General features: G+C 35.4%; 19 protein-coding genes. All 19 read left to right on the top strand.

All coding sequences use genetic code 11. The features are described 5' to 3' along the window. Nucleotides 1-17 precede the first annotated feature (17 nt). Complete coding sequence (gene flhA, locus TY11_RS07890) at nucleotides 18-2,054, top strand: flagellar biosynthesis protein FlhA (RefSeq protein WP_042144804.1); 2,037 nt, start codon at nucleotides 18-20, stop codon at nucleotides 2,052-2,054. Then, nucleotides 2,051-3,175 (top strand): flagellar biosynthesis GTPase FlhF, encoded by a 1,125-nt coding sequence (flhF, locus tag TY11_RS07885; RefSeq protein WP_042144803.1) that lies wholly within the window; start codon nucleotides 2,051-2,053, stop codon nucleotides 3,173-3,175. Before flhA ends, flhF begins: the two co-directional genes overlap by 4 nt. Further along, the gene (locus tag TY11_RS07880) at nucleotides 3,165-4,037 is read left to right on the top strand and encodes a MinD/ParA family protein (RefSeq protein ID WP_052345777.1); all 873 of its coding nucleotides are present in this window, start codon (nucleotides 3,165-3,167) and stop codon (nucleotides 4,035-4,037) included. The genes flhF and TY11_RS07880 overlap by 11 nt, the downstream gene beginning before the upstream one ends. Nucleotides 4,038-4,041: 4 nt before the next feature. Further along, a complete protein-coding gene (locus TY11_RS07875; RefSeq protein WP_042144800.1) occupies nucleotides 4,042-5,094 on the top strand; it encodes a protein-glutamate methylesterase/protein-glutamine glutaminase in 1,053 nt (350 codons plus the stop codon). 1 nt (nucleotide 5,095) lies between these two features. Further along, entirely contained in the window at nucleotides 5,096-7,117 is a 2,022-nt protein-coding gene (locus tag TY11_RS07870) for a chemotaxis protein CheA (protein ID WP_042144798.1), read from the top strand. Between the two features lie 26 nt (nucleotides 7,118-7,143). Further along, complete coding sequence (locus TY11_RS07865; protein ID WP_042144796.1) at nucleotides 7,144-7,617, top strand: chemotaxis protein CheW; 474 nt, start codon at nucleotides 7,144-7,146, stop codon at nucleotides 7,615-7,617. A gap of 1 nt (nucleotide 7,618) precedes the next feature. Beyond that, the gene (locus tag TY11_RS07860) at nucleotides 7,619-8,248 is read left to right on the top strand and encodes a chemotaxis protein CheC (protein ID WP_042144794.1); all 630 of its coding nucleotides are present in this window, start codon (nucleotides 7,619-7,621) and stop codon (nucleotides 8,246-8,248) included. Continuing rightward, nucleotides 8,241-8,747: a chemotaxis protein CheD gene (locus tag TY11_RS07855; protein ID WP_042144791.1), complete on the top strand. Its 507-nt coding sequence runs from the start codon at nucleotides 8,241-8,243 to the stop codon at nucleotides 8,745-8,747. Before TY11_RS07860 ends, TY11_RS07855 begins: the two co-directional genes overlap by 8 nt. 266 nt (nucleotides 8,748-9,013) lie before the next feature. Next, entirely contained in the window at nucleotides 9,014-9,787 is a 774-nt protein-coding gene (locus TY11_RS07850) for a FliA/WhiG family RNA polymerase sigma factor (RefSeq protein WP_042144789.1), read from the top strand. 26 nt (nucleotides 9,788-9,813) lie between these two features. Then, complete coding sequence (locus tag TY11_RS07845; protein WP_042144787.1) at nucleotides 9,814-11,184, top strand: flagellar assembly protein A; 1,371 nt, start codon at nucleotides 9,814-9,816, stop codon at nucleotides 11,182-11,184. 23 nt (nucleotides 11,185-11,207) lie between these two features. Beyond that, complete coding sequence (locus tag TY11_RS07840) at nucleotides 11,208-11,507, top strand: hypothetical protein (RefSeq protein ID WP_042144786.1); 300 nt, start codon at nucleotides 11,208-11,210, stop codon at nucleotides 11,505-11,507. A 5-nt stretch (nucleotides 11,508-11,512) separates the two neighbouring features. After that, complete coding sequence (locus TY11_RS07835; RefSeq protein ID WP_042144783.1) at nucleotides 11,513-11,965, top strand: DUF6115 domain-containing protein; 453 nt, start codon at nucleotides 11,513-11,515, stop codon at nucleotides 11,963-11,965. 154 nt (nucleotides 11,966-12,119) lie between these two features. Further along, nucleotides 12,120-12,866, top strand: a complete 747-nt coding sequence (gene rpsB, locus TY11_RS07830; RefSeq protein WP_042144780.1) for a 30S ribosomal protein S2 — start codon at nucleotides 12,120-12,122, stop codon at nucleotides 12,864-12,866. A gap of 113 nt (nucleotides 12,867-12,979) precedes the next feature. Next, nucleotides 12,980-13,864: a translation elongation factor Ts gene (tsf, locus tag TY11_RS07825; RefSeq protein WP_042144779.1), complete on the top strand. Its 885-nt coding sequence runs from the start codon at nucleotides 12,980-12,982 to the stop codon at nucleotides 13,862-13,864. A 96-nt stretch (nucleotides 13,865-13,960) separates the two neighbouring features. Further along, nucleotides 13,961-14,683, top strand: coding sequence for a UMP kinase (gene pyrH / locus TY11_RS07820; protein WP_042144777.1), 723 nt, complete (start codon nucleotides 13,961-13,963; stop codon nucleotides 14,681-14,683). A 2-nt stretch (nucleotides 14,684-14,685) separates the two neighbouring features. Beyond that, nucleotides 14,686-15,243, top strand: coding sequence for a ribosome recycling factor (gene frr, locus TY11_RS07815; RefSeq protein ID WP_042144775.1), 558 nt, complete (start codon nucleotides 14,686-14,688; stop codon nucleotides 15,241-15,243). Nucleotides 15,244-15,498: 255 nt separating this feature from the next. Beyond that, a complete protein-coding gene (uppS, locus tag TY11_RS07810) occupies nucleotides 15,499-16,257 on the top strand; it encodes an undecaprenyl pyrophosphate synthase (RefSeq protein WP_042144773.1) in 759 nt (252 codons plus the stop codon). Nucleotides 16,258-16,272: 15 nt separating this feature from the next. Beyond that, nucleotides 16,273-17,070 (top strand): phosphatidate cytidylyltransferase, encoded by a 798-nt coding sequence (locus tag TY11_RS07805; protein ID WP_042144771.1) that lies wholly within the window; start codon nucleotides 16,273-16,275, stop codon nucleotides 17,068-17,070. Nucleotides 17,071-17,116: 46 nt separating this feature from the next. Further along, a complete protein-coding gene (gene rseP, locus TY11_RS07800) occupies nucleotides 17,117-18,379 on the top strand; it encodes an RIP metalloprotease RseP (RefSeq protein WP_042144769.1) in 1,263 nt (420 codons plus the stop codon). Nucleotides 18,380-18,478: the final 99 nt, after the last annotated feature.

Here is an 18,478-nt window from a genome sequence, read left to right as displayed (position 1 = left end):
GGTAAGGAGAGACCCCCATGAAAGCCCGTGATTTATCCGTTTTAATTGCCGTAATTTTAGTTGTTGTTATGTTAGTCATTCCACTACCAGGATGGCTATTAAGTGTATTTATTTTAATTAATATTATTATTGCATTAATAGTCCTTTTAGTATCCATGAATACACAAGAACCCTTACAATTTTCGGTTTTCCCAACGTTATTATTGTTACTAACATTGTTTAGGCTTGCACTTAATGTTTCTACAACTCGATCCATTTTAAGTGAAGCCGATGCCGGCGGTGTAGTAGACACATTTGGTTCTTTTGTTATTGGGAATAGTCCACTAGTGGGCTTTGTAGTTTTCATTATTCTAGTTATCATCAACTTTTTAGTTATAACCAAAGGTTCTGAGCGTGTATCTGAAGTAGCAGCCAGATTCTCCCTGGATGCAATGCCTGGTAAGCAAATGAGTATTGATGCAGATTTGAATGCAGGACTAATTTCTGAACAAGAAGCAAAAGAAAGACGGAAAAAGGTAGAAAATGAAGCGGATTTTCATGGTTCAATGGATGGTGCCAGTAAATTTGTTAAGGGAGATGCGATTGCTGGGATTATTATCGTTCTCATTAACATTATTTTTGGACTTATAATTGGAATGACACAAATGGGATTCTCCTTCGGGGAAGCTATTGATACGTATATGAGATTAACAGTAGGAGATGGATTGGTAAGTCAAATTCCAGCTTTGCTAATTTCAACTGCTACAGGTATTGTTGTTACTCGTAGTTCCGCAACAGGGAATAACTTAGGGACTGATGTTGCACAACAATTATTACAATATCCTAAGTTATTATTCATAGCTGCGGGTACAATATTCCTATTGGGCTTAACACCTATTAACTTTTTCTTAACAACCACTATTGCTACTGTTCTTGCCCTAAGCGCTTTTCTTATGTTGCAAAAGCAGAAGCAACCTATCGTGGAGATTGAAGAAGCAGAAGAGCAAGCTGAAGGATCAGCAATGAAGACTCAAGAAAATGTAATCAATTTACTAAGCATGGATCCAATTGAATTTGAATTTGGATATGCACTTATTCCTTTAGTTGATGCAAAACAAGGTGGAGACTTGCTTGACAGGGTAATTATGATCCGAAGACAACTGGCAATCGAACTTGGTATCGTAATTCCAGTTGTGCGAATACGTGATAATATTCAATTGAACCCAAATGAATATCGTTTAAAAGTAAAAGGTAATGAAGTCGCTACTGGTGAAATTCTTCTAGATCATTATTTAGCAATGACTCCAGATATGGATAACGACTTAATTGATGGTATAGAAACTATGGAACCCGCTTTTGGTCTCCCGGCTAAATGGATAAGTGAAGATTATAAAGATGAAGCTGAGTTATCTGGCTATACGGTTGTTGATCCACCATCTGTAGTGTCCACGCATATTACGGAGGTCATTAAACGCCATGCACATATATTATTAGGAAGACAGGAAACGAAAGAACTCGTCGATCATTTGAAAGAAAATTATCCGATTTTAGTGGAAGAAGTCACACCAGAACCACTTGTCATAGGAGATATTCAAAAAGTATTGGCAAAATTATTAAGAGAAAACATCTCTGTTCGTAATTTACCTATTATTTTTGAGACATTAGCTGATTTTAGTAAATTAACAAATGACCCTGAACTCTTAGGGGAATATGTAAGACAAGCACTCTCTTCTCAACTAACAAAACAGTATGCTAATCAAGATAATTCTATGAAGGTTATTACTGTTTCCGGAAAAGTAGAGAAGAAAATTGCTGAAAGTATTCAAACAACCGAGCATGGAAATTATTTAGCATTAGACCCAGAAACACAGCAACTGATTATTAAAGCGATCAACGATGAAGTAGAAAAATTAACGTTACAAGAAGAAAACGCAATTATTTTATGTTCTCCTGCAATTCGAATGTATTTAAAACAATTGCTAGATCGCTTCTTACCTCAAGTTATCGTTTTATCCTATAACGAGCTGGAACCGACTGTACAAGTACAAAGTGTTGGAGTGGTGAATGTAGCATGAAAGTAAAAAAATATACAGCACCGACAATGCCAGAGGCAATGAATCAAATACGTAAAGAACTCGGAGCCGACGCAGTTATTTTAAGTTCCAAGGAAATCCAAGAGGGCGGCTTCTTAGGCTTCTTTAAAAAGAGAAAGATCGAAGTGATTGCAGCTCTTGATCGCAGCCCACTGCCAAAGAAGCAGCCGCCGACAAAAATAGTAAAAAATGCTCAGACTAATGAAAAGAATCAAAAAGGGGTAATGGAGACCGAAATTATTAATGAAATGAAATATATGCGACGTATTCTCGAGCACCACTCTTTACAAGGAAATCGTTCTAAATTTTCACCAGATTATCAAGTCATTTTTCAATATTTACTTGACCAAGAAATAGCCGAGGATATTGCAATTACTATTACCAATAATGTTGTGAAAAAGCATGGAGAAAATGGTGTATCGCCAGACCAAACAACTATTTTACATGAGGTAAAACAAGAAATAGAAGCACAGTTAGATAATCTTTCTTTTCAAGGGATATCGCCTTCAGCAAAAATTGTTCATTTTGTAGGGCCAACCGGAGTTGGAAAGACAACAACACTTGCAAAGGTTGCTGCAAGGTTAATGTTACAAGATAAGAGAAAGGTTGCCTTTATTACAATGGATACGTATCGTATCGCTGCAATTGAACAACTTAAAACTTACGCGAAAATTTTGGATACTCCTGTTGAAGTAGTTTACTCGATAGAAGACTACCATAATGCAACCTTAAAGCTAAAAGAATATGACTTAATTCTAGTTGATACTGCAGGTAGGAATTATCGAGATGAGCAGTATGTCAAAGAGCTAACAAATACTATCGTTGATACAGATAATGTTGAGAATTATCTGGTGCTATCCTTAACAGCTAAACCAAGAGATATTAACGACATTTATAACAGTTTTCGTCATGTGAACATTAAGAGTCTGATATTTACAAAGATAGACGAAACTAGACAATACGGAAGTTTACTTAATCTTCCTTTAGCTCACCAAAAAGGAATTGCTTATATGACAAACGGTCAAGAAGTCCCTGATAATTTAGTTGAACCGACAAAAGAAATTATAAGTAATTATATAGTGGGTGATTTAATTGATTCATGATCAAGCGGAAAGTTTGCGAAGAAAGATCGAAACGACTAATAGTATAAAACAAGCTAAAACGATTTCTTTTGTTAGTGGAAAGGGCGGTGTTGGAAAATCTAATATTGCCGTTAACTTTTCATTAGAATTGTGCAAACAAGGGCATAAAGTCCTATTAATTGATTTAGATATTGGTATGGGGAATGTGGATATACTGCTAGGTATGCAAGCAAAAAAAACAATTGTAGATATGTTAGAGGCCGAATTGCCTATTTATGATATTATGGAACTAGGTCCTAATAACCTACATTATATTGCCGGTGGTTCAGGACTTTCTACAATGTTCTCAATCAACCAACAGAAAATGAACTATTTCTTACTGCAATATGATGAAGTCGTACAGATGTATGATTATATAATATTTGACATGGGTGCAGGAGCAACACATTCTAGTATAGATTTTGTTCTTGCATCGGATGAATGTATTGTTGTAACAACACCTGAGCCTACTTCAATAACTGATGCATATAGCATGATTAAATTTATTGTTGGATTCAAAAAAACAATGCCAATATATATTGTGCTAAACCGTTCTGATAATGTGAAGAAGGGCTTGATGACAGTTAATCGATTCCAAAAGCTCTTAGCTCAGTTTTTGGGAATTGACATGAAGTTTCTTGGAATTCTCCCAGAAGATAAGGCTGTAACATCTGCAGTAATTCGCCAAGCACCTTTTGCTATTGAAAATAATAAATCTAACATAGCAAAATCAATTAAACAACTAACTGAAAATTACCGAGATAGACAAGTATCAATTAACGTAAAAGAATCTTCTACATTTGTTGAAAGACTAAAAGGTCTTTTAGGCAATAGAGGAAGGTGAGGTCATGACACCCATTCGTGTAATTGTAATTGATGATTCAGCATTTATGCGAAAGATGATTACAGAAATATTAGAAACTGATAACCGGGTTCAAGTAATTGAAACAGCAAGGAATGGGGCAGATGGACTTAAGAAAATAAAAGAGTTAAGTCCAGATGTTGTCACATTAGATGTTGAAATGCCAGTTATGGATGGTATTTCAGCTTTGCAACAAATTATGGAAGAACATCCGGTACCAGTCGTTATGTTGTCCAGTCTGACGAAGGATGGGACAGTCAATACGATGAAAGCAATCACAAATGGTGCAGTGGACTTTATTCCAAAGCCATCTGGTTCCATTTCACTTGATATTACAACAATTGAACATGAAATCATTAATAAGGTCATAGCTGCTTCGCAAGTTAATCTATCGGAGACAACTGCCAGTGTAACTTCGCCTAAGATTGACAGGGTAAAACAAAAGCACCCCAATACGATAGTTTTTATAGGTGCTTCTACTGGTGGGCCAAGAGCATTACAGCGACTTATACTTGATTTACCAAAAGAATTTTCCTGTCCAATATTAGTGGTACAACATATGCCTGCAGGTTTTACTAAGTCTCTCGCTGACCGATTAAACAATCTTTCCGATTTACATATTAAAGAAGCAACACATGGCGAGATTATTAAAGATAGAACGGTTTATATTGCACCAGGAAACTACCATATGAAAATTAGAAGGGCTGGTACAGTTCATGCTATTGAACTTACACAGGAAAAGGTTAGAGCAGGCCATAGGCCGGCAGTAGATGTCATGTTAGAATCAGCTGCAAATCTTTCTAGGATAAATAAACTTGCAGTCATTCTCACTGGGATGGGAAGTGACGGTTCCAAAGGTATTGAGATACTAAAGAAAACTGATTCAGAAGTAATTGTATTAGCTGAGTCAGAAGAATCGGCCATTATTAATGGCATGCCAAAAGCTGCAGTGAAAACAAATGCCGTAAATTATATTGTTCATCTACATCAAATGGGCGAAATGATTCATGCACTTACCAATAGATCCGGGGGGTTTTAGAATGGATACGACACAATATTTAGATGTTTTTATAGATGAAAGTAATGAACATATTGAGATGCTCTATAGAAAATTACTAGAATTAGAGAAGAATCCTAACGAGAAAGCGATTATTGAAGAAATTTTTAGATCGGCCCACACGTTAAAAGGTATGTCAGCAACGATGGGTTACAATGATCTAGCCACATTAACCCACACACTTGAAAACGTATTTGATGCTATCCGATATGATCAGGTTCAAGTTCAATCTGAAATGATTGATTTATTAGTTGAAACAGTTGATCATCTAAACACCATGGTAGAGAATATTGCTAGTGGTGGAGACGGATCTCATAATATTACCAAAGTTGCAAATCAGTTGCAAATGATTGAACAGGGAAAATTATTGGTTGGAGCGGACACTAGATTCGAACAAGTAGAAGAGTTGGATAATACAATTAGTACATTTACTAATATTGACGAGTTTGAACTTTCCATTTTAAATGAGTCACAGGAACGAGGATTTCAAAACTATGATATTACTATACAACTTAGGGAAGATTGCTTGTTAAAAGGTGCTCGTGTATTCATGGTATTTGAAGTTCTAGAACAACTAGGTGAAGTAATTAAATCGGACCCCCCAGTAAGTGATCTTGAAGAAGAAAACTTTGATTTTACTTTTTCTGTTATTCTTATATCGAACCAAAATGCTAAGGAAATTGAAGGGAAAATTAAAAAAGTATCAGAAATTGATTCTGTAAATGTCAACCCTTTTTCAGTTAAGAAATATCGAGAATCAAAAGAAAATAATTCATCGATAAAAGAAAATACTGAAAGTAATTCTAATAATAATGAAGAGCATAAAAATAAAGAACAACAAGAACCTGCAAAAAACCAACATAAAACAATTCGAGTAAATATTGAAAAGTTAGATGTTTTAATGAATCTTTTCGAGGAACTTATTATTGATCGTGGTCGCTTAGAACAAATCTCTTCAGATTTGAAGAATGCCGATTTGCAAGATACCGTTGAACGAATGGCAAGGGTATCAAGTGATTTGCAAAATATCATTTTAACCATGCGGATGGTACCAATTGATCACGTGTTTAATAGATTCCCAAGAATGGTTCGTAAATTGGCTCGGGATTTACAGAAACAAGTGGATATTGAAATTATTGGTGCAGATACAGAACTTGACCGGACGGTAATCGACGAAATTGGAGATCCAATTGTTCATCTTCTACGTAATGCTATTGATCATGGTATTGAAACGCCAGAAGAAAGATTACAAAAAGGAAAACTAGAAAAAGGTACTATTAAATTAAAAGCCTACCATAGTGGAAATCATGTATTCATCGAAATAGAAGATGATGGAGCCGGTATTAATAAAGAAAAAGTATTATCAAAGGCAATTAAGAATGGATTATTAACTGAACGAGAAAGCGATGCATTAACTGAGCAACAAATTTATGAATTAATAATGGCAAGTGGATTTTCTACTGCGGACAAGATTTCCGATATCTCTGGTCGAGGTGTAGGTTTAGATGTGGTTAAGAACACAATCGAATCCTTAGGTGGTAGTATTTCTATTGATTCAGAACTTAATAAAGGCTCCATATTCTCTGTTCAGCTACCATTGACATTAACCATTATTTCGGTTCTGTTAGTGGAATTAAATAAAGAGAAATATGCCATTCCATTGTCATCAATAATTGAAACAGCTATTGTTTCAAGTGAACAAATCCATTCGGCTCACCATAAGAAAGTAATTGATTTCCGAGGAAAAGTCGTTCCATTAGTGAACTTAAAAGACGTTTTTGGTATTCCTAACACGAAAGTTGACGAAGAGTATACGTCTATTGTAATTGTAAAAAAAGGAGAAAAAATGGCAGCCCTTGTCGTTGATTCTTTTATTGGCCAACAAGAAATCGTCCTTAAATCATTAGGTTCGTACTTGAGTAACACTTTTGCAATATCTGGCGCAACAATTCTTGGTGATGGTCAGGTTGCACTAATTATTGATAGTAACGCAATCATTAAATAAGATAGTAATCCAAGGGGGAAGCAGTCATGAGTTTTGAAACAGCTACTGAGAAAAAGGTTATTGTATTTCAATTAAAAGATGAGGAATTTGCAGTATCAGTTCAACAAATAGGTTCAATTGAACGTATTCAAACAATTACAAGAGTTCCTAACACTGCAAAATTTGTAAAAGGCGTTATTAACTTAAGAGGAGTTGTAACCCCAATCATCGATCTTCGTTCACGTTTGGGAATTGAAGAAACAGACTACAACGAGTCTACACGTATCATCATCGTTTATCTGGAAGATATGGAAGTGGGTCTAATCGTGGATGCTGCTAATGATGTGATTGATATTCCAACTGATATCATTGAACCTGCACCTGAAGTGATTGGTGTAGTAAATCAGGATTATATTGAAGGAGTAGCAAAACTGGAGAATCGTTTACTCATTTTACTTGACCTTAGAAAGATACTAACTACCGAGGAAATTACCGAGTTAAAAACAGTAGAAGGTCAATAATATGAACTATCAACAATTCTCTACTATTCAACTTGATGCACTGAAAGAAATAGGAAATATCGGGGCAGGTAATGCAGCCACCTCCATGTCCAGGTTAATTCAAAAAAAAGTCGATATGGAAGTTCCTAGTATCGAGATCGTAGCATTCGACGATGTGATGGAGATGGTTGGTGGTCCAGAACATTTAATTGTTGGAATTCTATTTCAAATTCATGGTAAAGCACCTGGCATGGTCTATCTTTTGTTTACAATAGAAGAAGCGGAATCTCTTGTAAGACAAATGACCAATAATGACGAAATATCATTTACACAGCAGGATGAATTGGCGGTATCAGCACTTCAAGAAGCCGGAAATATATTAGCTGGTTCATACCTCACAGCTCTATCTGATTTCACTAATATTAATATGCAGCCATCTGTTCCTCATTTAAGTGTCGACATGGCAGGGGCAATTCTGACTGTTGGGTTGCTTCAAGTTTCTGAAGTATACGATTTTGCTATCATTATTAATACTAAAATTAATGATACAGAAGAAAATAATCAAGGTATTAATGGCCAGCTTTTACTACTACCTTCACCAGAATCGTTTACGAAAATATTTCAGGCTTTAGGAATTCAAAGTTATGAGTAGCAAAATACAGGATCAGTCCATAGTAAAAGTTGGGATTGCAGATTTAAATGTGGTCACTGCCCCTGATATGATTCGAACATCAGGATTAGGATCTTGTGTAGGTGTTGTCCTCTACAATATTCAGAAGGAAACTGCTGGAATGGCACACGTTATGTTACCTGACTCAAGTCTTGGAAAACAGGCATCATTAAACAAATATAAATATGCTGATACCGCAATTGACATACTAGTAGATAGGCTTTGTAGTAAAGGAATTAGAAAATCACAACTTAAAGCAAAACTAGCGGGTGGCGCACAAATGTTTCAAATCAATACTGCTAATGACATCATGCGCATTGGGAAAAGAAATGTAGAAGCGGTTTTACAAAAACTAGAAGAACATAAGATACCAGTTGAGTCATCGGATGTTGGGGGAAATTATGGTCGAACAATTGAATTCAACCCACAAACTGGAAAACTAAAAATACGAACCATTACAAAAGGCGAGCATGTTATATAAACCTTCCGTGTGTATTTAGGGTTTATGTTCCAATACGAGTGAAGAAGATTTTTAACTAAAAGGGCTAAGCGGCCCAATACACGAAGACTCCAGCGGGACGAAAGGCATAGGGGAGACCCCACAGTGCGATAACGCAAGGAAGATCACCATTCGCCCCTATACTGGCAGTGAAAACGAAGTGTATTTGGGACGAGGGCTAAGCAAGAAAGTAACATATTAGACTTTAACATCCCTAATAAAAAATAGGACAGAGAGGAGCAAGTCATTTGGGAACAAAAATCTCTCCTCTAGAGCATGAACTATGGAATAAATGGAAAAAACATCAAGACAACGAAGCAGCAAATAAACTCATTCAACAATATATGCACCTAGTAAATTATCATGTAGAACGAGCAATGAGTCATTTACCTAGTAGCGTCATAAAAGATGATATAAAAAGTCTAGGATTATTTGGACTTTATGATGCTCTTAAAAAGTTCGATTTAGATCGCGATTTGAAATTTGATACGTATGCTTCCTTCAGGATCCGAGGCGCCATTATCGATGGATTAAGAAAAGAAGACTGGTTACCGAGATCAATACGGGAAAAAACGAAAAAAATTGAAAAAGCCACACAAGAATTAATTCAGCTATATCAGCGGGAACCTAGTTCAGACGAAGTAGCCAAGGCTCTCGGAATGCATGCCCAAGAAGTAGAGACTCATGTTAGGGATGCAGTGTTTGCTAATTTGCTTTCTATAGAGGAAAAGTCAAAAGAAGGTTCCAGTCATCAACTTAAAGAAGGAATTGGGTATACCATTCCCGATGATACTAGCATACAACCAGATTCGCATATAGTTAGGAAAGAGCAATATAAGGAACTTGCTGAAAGCATAAAGGACTTAAAAGAAAATGAACAGATGATTATAAGTCTATTTTATCAAGATGGGCTAACATTTACAGAAATAGGACATGTACTCGGGCTTACTACTTCAAGGATTTCACAAATTCATAAAAAAGCGATTTTTAAATTACGTAACAAACTTCAAGAGGCCCTATAATTCAATATTAAAGGAGTAGCATGGTGATGGCCGATCTCAGTCAACTCTTCAAAATCATTACATCCAAAGATGCAATGGTCGCAGAACTCCATTTTACGGATGAATATCTGGTAAACAGAGATAAGGAAATTACGATGAATTCTTTTCAAGACTTTCTTGCAAAGAATAATATTAATTTTGGTATTATTCACGACCACATCGAACAAATAATTTCAGGAGTTTCACTTGATGATTTTCCAATAATCTTGGCGCAAGGGGAAGCTCCTACTCCAGGACATGACGGCAAAATAAATTACAAAATTAATTTTAATCCCACAGTTGAAAAAAATGATAGCTGGAATTTTCGGGAAGTGATGCGTATTCCATCCGTTAATAAGGATGAAAAGCTTGCCACAGTATCTTTGCCTACAGAAGGTATACCAGGAACTAGTGTGTCTGGAAGCATTATACCTGCAAAACCAGGGAAACCAGTTCAGATTAAAGCGGGTAAAAACGTTCGATTTTCGCAAGAGGATTTGTCCTTTTATTCTAATTCGATTGGCCAAGCCAATGTCCAAGCCAATTATATCCATGTTCATCCAGTTTATGAGGTGACATCTACTCTTACGATGAAAGAAGGTAACATTGATTTTATTGGGAATATTGTAATAAAAGGGGATGTTCCTTCTGGATACACCATAACTGCCGGTGGAGACGTGAAGATATTTGGAATGGTCGAGGCTGCAACTATTATCGCACATGGTTCTATTTATGTAGCAGAAGGGCTATCAGGATTGCAAAAAGGTTCGATTATAGCTGATGAAAGTATTCAAATAGGCTACGTTAACCAGGGTAATGTTCGAGTAGGTAAGAATTTATATGTTGAAAATTCTATTCTACATAGTGAATGCGTTGTAGGAAGTGAGTTAATATGTCAAAGAGGTAGTATCATTGGTGGTCGTGTCTCTGCAAAGAACTTAGTCCAAGTAAAGCATGTTGGAAATTACATGAATACAAAAACCGAGATAATCCTTGGACAAAGCCATTTGAAAATTCAAGAGTTGGAAAAACTTGAATTAGAAAAGAAGGAAATTCAAGATACTTTAGCGAAATTAACAATTATCGGCGAAAAACTATCTCAAGTACCAAATATCAACTCAAACCCGAAATTACTCTCTACTTTACAAAAACAAAAAGTGTCTTATAACAAAAACACAGAGTTGCTAAAAAATATAATGGAACGACTGGACTCTTTTAGTAATGATAGCCAAGAAAGACATGCAAAATTGACTATTACGGGGAATTTGTTTGGGAATACCATTATCACTTTTGGTAAATACAAACGGGTCATCACAGAATCATACAAACAAGTTGAGCTAGAGCTTCTCCGAAACGAAATATATATGCGTTCTATATGAACTGAACTGGAGGAAGTGATACAATGAGTTGGAAATCTGTTGAGATGCAGGTTGCCCTCCCAAGAACACTGGATGCCGGAAAACTTCAAGACCAAGGTTTGAAGCAAAATCAACATTTTCAAGAAGCCCTCGCTCAAAATCAATTAATTCAAGAAAACATGAAAAGAAAAAAAGTACAAGAATTTGATGATGTTCACCTACAAAAAGATAACCAGAATCAATCTTTTAATAAAGAAAAAAATTCACCGAAAAAACAAACTAATGAAATACCAGAAACTATGAATCATCCATTTCTAGGCAACAACTTTGACAGTAGGAGCTAACTACTATGACATCTTTTTTATTTATTATCAGTTTTTTATTACATATCATATCTTTCACTGCTATATTTGCACTAAATAAGCAATTAGTAGCAGCAAAATCTACTAATACATCGGAAATAGTCAGTTTAATGGAAAGCTATCTTGAAGAAATTAAGAATGAAAATCAAATTCTTCAAGAAGAGTTATCGAAAACTGGAGGTAAGTCTATTGCTAATCCAGTTATTTCGAAAGAGGCAGAGACGATAAACTCCCCATCTATTAATAAGGATTTAGATAATAGTTTTCAAATACCTGTCATAGATCAAAAAGTACATGATGAGATAGAAGTATCACTACCATCTAGAATACTTAAACTACATGGAGAGGGTAGTTCGGTAGAAGAAATAGCTAGAAAACTTGGTTGCGGTAAAACGGAAGTAGAATTAATTATAAAGTTTCATGAAAAAAGTAACATTTAGCTTGATTACAAGTATCCGTTATGATATATTTATTTCTGGTGTAAATACAATAAATTTATAACCACACACGCTTGTTGATTTGTATAATCGGTGCCTAATGGGTCTTTATACAGAAATGATGTAAGCGGAGGATAAAAACCAAGGAGGAAAAATAATGTCAGTAATTTCTATGAAGCAATTACTAGAAGCTGGTGTACATTTTGGACACCAAACTCGCCGTTGGAACCCAAAGATGAAGAAATATATCTTCACAGAGCGTAACGGTATTTATATCATCGACCTTCAAAAAACTGTTAAAAAGGTTGAAGAAGCTTATAACTATGTTAAAGAACTAGCAGCTAATGGTGGTACTGTTCTTTTCGTAGGAACTAAGAAACAAGCACAAGATTCAGTTAAAGAGGAAGCAATCCGTTCCGGTATGTACTATGTTAACCAACGTTGGTTAGGTGGTACACTTACAAACTTCCAAACAATTCGTAAACGTATTAACCGTTTAGTTCAGATTGAAAAAATGGAAGAAGATGGTACTTTTGAAGTACTTCCTAAAAAAGAAGTTGTTGGCTTGTTGAAAGAAAAAGAACGTCTTGTTAAATTCCTAGGTGGAATTAAAGAGATGAAGAAACTTCCAGATGCAATGTTTGTAATTGACCCTCGTAAAGAGCGTATTGCAATTGCTGAAGCACACAAATTAAACATTCCTATCATCGGAATCGTTGATACAAACTGTGATCCTGATGAAATTGATTATGTGATCCCAGCTAACGATGATGCTATCCGTGCTGTAAAACTTCTTACAGGTAAAATTGCTGATGCTATCCTTGAAGTTAAACAAGGTGAAGAATTAGAAGTAGTTGAGGAAGCTCAAACTGAAGCTTCAGTTGAAAAAACGGAAGAAGCTTAATTTCTGAAAAGGTCAGGTGATAAGAGGATAAGCCTTTTATCACCTTTTTTTAAGGTGTGTTATAAAAAATGATACAAATGCTAATTATGTAATAATACTAAGGAGGATTCAATATGGCTGTAACTGCACAAATGGTAAAAGAACTTCGTGAAAAAACTGGTGCTGGAATGATGGATTGTAAGAAAGCACTAACGGAAACTAATGGTGACATCGAGCAAGCAATTGACTACTTGCGTGAAAAAGGTATTGCAAAAGCTGCTAAAAAAGCTGACCGTATTGCGGCAGAAGGTTCTACATATATTACGTCTGAAGGCAATACAGCAGTACTATTAGAAGTAAATTGTGAAACTGACTTTGTTACAAAAAACGATCAATTTAAGCAATTACTAGAAGATTTAGGTAATCATTTACTAACACAAAAACCTGCAACTGTTGAAGAAGCTTTACAACAAAAGTTAAACGGTGAAGGAGAAACAGTAGAAACTTACATTAACTCTGCTGTTGCAAAAATAGGAGAAAAAATTTCATTACGTCGTTTTGAATTACTAACTAAAACTGACAATGATGCATTTGGTGAATACCTTCATATGGGTGGTCGTATCGGTGTACTAGCCTTATTAGAAGGAACAACTGATTCAACTGTTGCAAAAGATGTCTCTATGCATGTTGCAGCAGTAAATCCTAAATATGTATCTCGTGAAGAAGTTTCTGAAGATGTTATTAACCATGAACGTGAAGTTCTTAAACAACAAGCACTTAACGAAGGTAAACCAGAGAAAATTGTCGAAAAAATGGTTGACGGTCGACTAGGTAAATTCTTTGAAGATATTTGCTTACTTGAGCAAAGTTTCGTCAAAGACCCAGATCAAAAAGTTAAGAAATATGTGGAAAGCAAAGGCGCAACTGTAAAATCTTTCACTCGCTTTGAAGTTGGAGAAGGATTAGAAAAACGCTCTGAGAACTTTGCAGAAGAAGTAATGAGCCAAATTAAAAAATAATTTTCGCGATGAAATAGGGGACATATCATGTTCCCTATTTCACCATGAGCACATAAATTATTTAGTGTTTATAAATTTATCTCTATGGAGGTTATTATGACAACAGCTCGTTACAATAGAATTGTACTTAAATTAAGTGGTGAAGCTTTGAGCGGAAACCAAGGATATGGAATTGAACCAAAAGTTATACAATCGATTGCAACTCAGGTTAAAGAAGTCGTTAATCTAGGAGTTGAAGTTGCTATCGTTGTTGGTGGAGGCAACATTTGGCGTGGTAAGGTTGGTAGTGAAATGGGAATGGACCGTGCAACTGCTGATTATATGGGAATGTTAGCAACAGTAATGAACTCATTAGCATTACAAGATGCATTAGAAACTATTGATATTCCATCACGCGTTCAAACTTCAATTGAAATGCGACAAGTTGCTGAACCGTACATCAGAAGAAAAGCAATTCGCCACTTAGAAAAGAAGCGGGTTGTCATTTTTGCAGCTGGTACAGGTAATCCCTATTTCTCAACAGATACTACTGCTGCGCTTAGAGCCGCTGAAATTGAAGCAGAAGTTATTTTAATGGCAAAAAATAATGTTGATGGTGTATATTCGGATGACCCTAGAGTAAACAAAGAAGCTAAGAAATATGAAAACATCTCCTACATGGAAATGTTAAATGAAGGCCTTGGTGTGATGGACTCAACAGCTTCAACATTATGTATGGAGAATGACATACCGTTAATTGTCTTTTCAATTACGGAAGAAGGAAATATTAAAAAGGTTGTTGAAGGTGAAACAATCGGGACAATAATAAGGGGGAAATAATCATGACTGATCAAATTATGAATGAGTGCAAAGATAAGATGAAACAGGCTGTTCAAGCATTTTCTAGAAATTTGGCAACAGTTAGAGCTGGAAGAGCTAATCCTAGCCTTTTAGATAATGTATTTGTTGAATATTACGGTGCAAATACACCGTTAAATCAATTAGCTACTATTGCTGCACCTGAAGCCCGCCTACTAGTGATCACTCCTTATGATAAAACAGCAATGGGGGATATTGAAAAAGCAATTCAAAAAGCGGATTTAGGATTATCTCCTTCTAATGATGGAAATGTAATTCGTATTAATATTCCTGCATTAACAGAAGAACGTAGAAAAGATCTTGTTAAAGTTGTAGGTAAATTCTCAGAAGAATACCGTGTTCAGGTTAGAAATATCCGCCGTGATACAAATGATGCCCTTAAAAAAGCAGAAAAAAGTGGCGATCTTACTGAGGATGAATTAAGATTATCTCAGGATAGTGTTCAAAAAGAAACAGACAAGCATATTGCTGAAATTGATCAACTAGCAAAAAATAAAGAAAAAGAAATAATGGAAGTATAATAAGATTCTGAGTTGCTCACAATACATTATCATGTAACACATGTATAAGCCCTCTTGTTTAAGGGGGCTTTTGTATTCTTATTGAAAAACCGTTATAATTAAAATACATCTTGCATGATTTTGTCATAGTAATGAGTTATATTATGGTAAAATATTATAACAGGACAGGATTCACATACAGTCATATAAATCTTTTTTTTAGCATAATTATTATAGTATTTTCAAATGGTTAAACACCAGTGTTCGGAGGAAATTATGCCAATGAAACTTCCATTTTTTAAACCTAAAAAAGAAATACCCCTACAAGAAGAAATAACGAGTGTACCAGAACATGTAGCAATTATTATGGATGGAAACGGGCGCTGGGCAAAAAAACGGGGGCTACCAAGGATTGCCGGACACAAGGAAGGCATGGACGTGGTGAAAAAAACAGTTGAAACCGCTGTTAAATATAACATTAGGATTCTCACCTTATTTGCATTTTCAACCGAAAATTGGAAACGGCCAAAGTCAGAGGTGGAGTATCTGCTAAAATTACCAAAGGAATTTTTACATATTTATTTGCCCGACTTAATGAAAAATAATGTTCGAATTGAAACAATTGGAGATTTTGACTCTCTACCTGGTTTTACAAAAGAAGCTGTTCAGTATGCAAAAGAAAAAACGAAGAACAATGATGGCTTATTATTAAACTTTGCATTAAACTATGGTAGTAGAAGTGAGATTTTAAGTGCTATTAAATTGATGATGCAAGATTTGGATAATGAAAAGTTCTCACTAGAGCAGTTAGACGAAAACCTACTGTCAGAGTATTTATACACTCATGGTTTAACAGATCCGGATTTATTGATTCGAACCAGTGGGGAACAGAGATTAAGTAATTTTTTATTATGGCAATTAGCGTACACTGAATTTTGGTTTACAGATGTACTGTGGCCGGATTTCAGTGAAGAAATATTTGTCGAGGCATTAATGGACTATCAAAGAAGGTCCAGACGCTATGGAGGTATTTAAGGTGATGTATGGTATATGAAACAAAGGATTCTAACAGGAGTCATTGCAATAATCTTATTTTTACCCTTTGTAATCTATGGTGACCTTCCTTTTACGGTTGTCGTTTACCTATTGGCAACAATCGGTTTGTATGAACTCCTTAAAATGCATAAAATTACGTGGTATTCAGCTCCGGGATTAATGGCTATTCTCTTATTGTGGTTAGTATTATATCCTGCAACGAAAGGAAATTTGCCGTTTACTTCAAATACGGCTCAAATCATACTGGTGTTTTTCTTATTGTTACTAGCGTACACCGTATTATTGAAAAATAAATTTACATTTGATGATGTTGGATTTGTGCTCTTAGCTGTTTTATATATTGGAATGGGTTTTTTCTATTTTATTGTAACAAGAAACGGTTCTGATGATGGACTAGCTCAAGTATTTTTTGCCTTATTACTAATCTGGTCAACAGATACTGGTGCCTATTTTACCGGAAGATCATTTGGGAAAAATAAACTTTGGCCAGAAATAAGTCCAAATAAAACTATCGAGGGTGCAATTGGTGGTGTTGTTGTAGCTACTATGGTTGGTATTATCTTTCATTTAATTTACCAATTCCCATATAGTTTGATCACAATAATAGTTGTATCTATTTTGGTTTCTGTTTTTGGACAAATTGGTGATCTTGTCGAATCAGCCTTAAAACGTCATTATAACGTAAAGGATTCAGGAAATATCCTACCAGGACATGGTGGTATTTTAGACAGGTTTGATAGTGCTATATTTGTTTTTCCAGTTCTTCATTTGATTTTACAATTTGTCAGTTAGAAGCATTATACAACTCTTCTACTTCAGGTAAAGGAAGGTGTTAGGTTTGACAACAGTTATTGCGTTTATTTTTATGTTTGGACTTTTAGTATTTGTCCATGAACTTGGACACCTTATTTTTGCGAAACGTGCTGGGATGTTAGCGCGTGAATTTGCAATAGGTATGGGACCAAAAATATTTGCATTTACGAAAAATGATACTCTATATACTATTCGTTTATTACCGATAGGTGGTTATGTAAGAGTAGCAGGTGAAGACCCAGAAATTATTGAATTAAAGCCTGGACACCATATAGGGTTAGAATTTAATGAAAAAGGTATTGTTAATAAAATCATTGTCAATAACAAATCAAAACATCCCAATGCACGAGTAATTGAAGTAGAAAAAGTTGATTTAGATCATGAAATGTTTATCAAAGGTTATGAAATTGATGAGGATGAATTATTACATTTTGATGTAGACCGTCGTGCATTATTCGTAATGGATGAAAAGGAAACTTTAATTGCCCCATATGACCGTCAGTTTGCATCTAAATCACCTGGTAAACGTGCCATGCAATTATTTGCAGGACCAATGATGAACTTTATCTTAGCTATCGTGATTTTTATTATATTAGGTGTTGTACAAGGTGTTCCTGTTGATGAAGCAAGGATAGGTGAAGTTGTAGCCGGAGATCCTGCAGACAATGCAGGATTCCAACCCAATGATGAGATTATCCAAATCGAAAATGAGTCTGTTTCAACATGGGAAGAGTTTACAACCATTGTTAGGGCTAACCCTGCCGAGGAACTAAACATGGTCGTCTCGCGTGATGGAGAGACATTAAACTTATCCGTTGTGCCAAATGAAGTCTCAATGGAAGGGCAAGAGGAGACTATCGGTCAAATCGGTGTATATATGGGCTTTGAAAAGACATTCTGGGGCTCATTTAAATATGGTGCAGAGAAAACGTATGAAACAACTTCCATGATCCTTACAAACCTTGCTATGTTAATTACCGGACAACTAGGTATTGATATGCTTTCAGGACCAGTAGGAATATATGATGCAACCGACCAAGTAGTTCAAACAGGATTTATGAATTTTCTAATGTGGACAGCAATCTTAAGCATTAACCTTGGAGTTGTAAACTTAGTGCCATTACCTGCATTAGATGGTGGACGACTAATGTTTGTTGGAATAGAACTTCTACGAGGTAAGCCTATGGAACCAGAAAAAGAAGGAATCTTCCATTTCGTAGGATTTGCATTATTAATGCTATTAATGATTATTGTTACTTGGAATGACATTCAGCGATTGTTTTTATAATCATGGAATAGGGAAGTTATAACTAGGATTTGGTTAAATAATTTCCGTAAACAATGAAATGATTACCAGAATAAAAAGGTTGTATCTCTAAAGTAAAGA

It is taken from the genome of Paucisalibacillus algeriensis (assembly GCF_000577245.1).
GTDB lineage: Bacteria > Bacillota > Bacilli > Bacillales > Amphibacillaceae > Ornithinibacillus.
The sequence above is the reverse complement of the archived record's forward strand: the minus strand, read 5'-3'. Positions and strand labels throughout refer to the sequence as shown.

Excerpts from the sequence above, each read along its gene's own strand:
- flhA (WP_042144804.1), top strand. The coding sequence starts at position 18 with ATGAAAGCCCGTGATTTATCCGTTTTAATTGCCGTAATTTTAGTTGTT.
- flhF (WP_042144803.1), top strand. The coding sequence starts at position 2,051 with ATGAAAGTAAAAAAATATACAGCACCGACAATGCCAGAGGCAATGAAT.
- TY11_RS07875 (WP_042144800.1), top strand. The coding sequence starts at position 4,042 with ATGACACCCATTCGTGTAATTGTAATTGATGATTCAGCATTTATGCGA.
- TY11_RS07870 (WP_042144798.1), top strand. The coding sequence starts at position 5,096 with ATGGATACGACACAATATTTAGATGTTTTTATAGATGAAAGTAATGAA.
- TY11_RS07865 (WP_042144796.1), top strand. The coding sequence starts at position 7,144 with ATGAGTTTTGAAACAGCTACTGAGAAAAAGGTTATTGTATTTCAATTA.
- TY11_RS07860 (WP_042144794.1), top strand. The coding sequence starts at position 7,619 with ATGAACTATCAACAATTCTCTACTATTCAACTTGATGCACTGAAAGAA.
- TY11_RS07855 (WP_042144791.1), top strand. The coding sequence starts at position 8,241 with ATGAGTAGCAAAATACAGGATCAGTCCATAGTAAAAGTTGGGATTGCA.
- TY11_RS07845 (WP_042144787.1), top strand. The coding sequence starts at position 9,814 with ATGGCCGATCTCAGTCAACTCTTCAAAATCATTACATCCAAAGATGCA.
- TY11_RS07840 (WP_042144786.1), top strand. The coding sequence starts at position 11,208 with ATGAGTTGGAAATCTGTTGAGATGCAGGTTGCCCTCCCAAGAACACTG.
- TY11_RS07835 (WP_042144783.1), top strand. The coding sequence starts at position 11,513 with ATGACATCTTTTTTATTTATTATCAGTTTTTTATTACATATCATATCT.
- rpsB (WP_042144780.1), top strand. The coding sequence starts at position 12,120 with ATGTCAGTAATTTCTATGAAGCAATTACTAGAAGCTGGTGTACATTTT.
- tsf (WP_042144779.1), top strand. The coding sequence starts at position 12,980 with ATGGCTGTAACTGCACAAATGGTAAAAGAACTTCGTGAAAAAACTGGT.
- pyrH (WP_042144777.1), top strand. The coding sequence starts at position 13,961 with ATGACAACAGCTCGTTACAATAGAATTGTACTTAAATTAAGTGGTGAA.
- frr (WP_042144775.1), top strand. The coding sequence starts at position 14,686 with ATGACTGATCAAATTATGAATGAGTGCAAAGATAAGATGAAACAGGCT.
- uppS (WP_042144773.1), top strand. The coding sequence starts at position 15,499 with ATGCCAATGAAACTTCCATTTTTTAAACCTAAAAAAGAAATACCCCTA.
- TY11_RS07805 (WP_042144771.1), top strand. The coding sequence starts at position 16,273 with ATGAAACAAAGGATTCTAACAGGAGTCATTGCAATAATCTTATTTTTA.